This window comes from Arthrobacter vasquezii, assembly GCF_029455255.1.
Taxonomy (GTDB): Bacteria; Actinomycetota; Actinomycetes; order Actinomycetales; family Micrococcaceae; genus Arthrobacter_D; species Arthrobacter_D parietis.
The window spans coordinates 3,876-5,816 of the sequence record NZ_JAROKN010000099.1 but is presented as its reverse complement, the minus strand read 5'-3'; the positions used below and the strand labels follow the sequence as shown (position 1 = coordinate 5,816).

Here is a 1,941-nt window from a genome sequence, read left to right as displayed (position 1 = left end):
GTGTTGTTGGTGTGGGTTTAAAGCAGGAAAGGCCTCACCGTGAAGGTGAGGCCTTTCCGTAAGTGTTGTCCGGCGGTGTCCTACTCTCCCACACTCTCTCGGGTGCAGTACCATCGGCGCTGTGGGTCTTAGCTTCCGGGTTCGGAATGGGACCGGGCGTTTCCCCCACGCTATGACCGCCGTAACCCTTGTACCCGACCCCGTACCGGTGTGAGCGGTGGTGGGGTGGGAAGTATGTGGTTACAACTGTTCAGTGTAGTTGTACGTAATTGTCAATATTGTGTTGTGTGTTCCCTGGTAACCGGTGTTATTGGTTGGGAACCGCATAGTGGACGCGTAGCATTCGTGTTTTGTGTGGTGTCAAGTTATCGGCGTATTAGTACCGGTCAGCTTCACGAGTCGTTAGTCCTCGCTTCCACATCCGGCCTATCAACCCAGTGGTCTGGCTGGGGGCCTCTCACACCAAATGGTGTATGGAAATCTCATCTTGAAGCAGGCTTCCCGCTTAGATGCTTTCAGCGGTTATCCCATCCGAACGTAGCTAATCAGCGGTGCACTTGGCAGTACAACTGACACACCAGAGGTTCGTCCGTCCCGGTCCTCTCGTACTAAGGACAGCCCTTCTCAAATTTCCTACGCGCGCAGCGGATAGGGACCGAACTGTCTCACGACGTTCTAAACCCAGCTCGCGTACCGCTTTAATGGGCGAACAGCCCAACCCTTGGGACCTACTCCAGCCCCAGGATGCGACGAGCCGACATCGAGGTGCCAAACCATGCCGTCGATATGGACTCTTGGGCAAGATCAGCCTGTTATCCCCGAGGTACCTTTTATCCGTTGAGCGACGGCCATTCCACAATGTACCGCCGGATCACTAGTCCCGACTTTCGTCCCTGCTTGAGATGTCTCTCTCACAGTCAAGCTCCCTTGTGCACTTACACTCGACACCTGATTGCCAACCAGGCTGAGGGAACCTTTGGGCGCCTCCGTTACTTTTTAGGAGGCAACCGCCCCAGTTAAACTACCCATCAGGCACTGTCCCTGACCCGGATTACGGGCCGAAGTTAGATATCCAGAGTGACCAGAGTGGTATTTCAACGATGACTCCACCTGAACTAGCGTCCAAGCTTCACAGTCTCCCACCTATCCTACACAAGCCACACCGAACACCAATACCAAACTATAGTGAAGGTCTCGGGGTCTTTCCGTCCTGCTGCGCGTAACGAGCATCTTTACTCGTAGTGCAATTTCGCCGAGTTTATGGTTGAGACAGCGGGGAAGTCGTTACTCCATTCGTGCAGGTCGGAACTTACCCGACAAGGAATTTCGCTACCTTAGGATGGTTATAGTTACCACCGCCGTTTACTGGGGCTTGAATTCCCAGCTTCGCCCACAAGTGAGCTAACCGGTCCTCTTAACCTTCCAGCACCGGGCAGGAGTCAGTCCGTATACATCGTCTTGCGACTTCGCACGGACCTGTGTTTTTAGTAAACAGTCGCTTCCCCCTGGTCTCTGCGGCCCCGATCCGCCTCCCCACAGCAAGTGTGGTTCACGGTTGGGGCCCCCCTTCTCCCGAAGTTACGGGGGCATTTTGCCGAGTTCCTTAACCATAATTCTCTCGATCGCCTTAGTATTCTCTACCTGATCACCTGTGTCGGTTTGGGGTACGGGCAGTTGGAACCTCACGCCGATGCTTTTCTAGGCAGCATAGGATCATCGGATCCCCACCAAAAAGCGGGGCCCATCGGGTCTCAGAGACGGTATCAAAACCAGGACCACGGATTTGCCTATGGTCCCTCCTACATCCTTAGACCGGGACAACCATCGCCCGGCCCGACTACCTTCCTGCGTCACACCTGTTAATACGCTTACCTCCCAAGATCAGGTCCCACGCTCCCCATCAACACGGACCCCGAAGGGCACTGGAAAATGGTTTGGGTG

General features: G+C 54.7%; 2 rRNA genes (1 of these 2 cut by a window edge). Both read right to left on the bottom strand.

The annotated features are described in order from the left end of the window. Positions 1-67 precede the first annotated feature (67 nt). A 5S ribosomal RNA gene (gene rrf, locus P4U43_RS17460) occupies positions 68-184 on the bottom strand. A gap of 172 nt (positions 185-356) precedes the next feature. Next, positions 357-1,941, bottom strand: a 23S ribosomal RNA gene (locus P4U43_RS17455) (it continues 1,666 nt past the right edge of the window).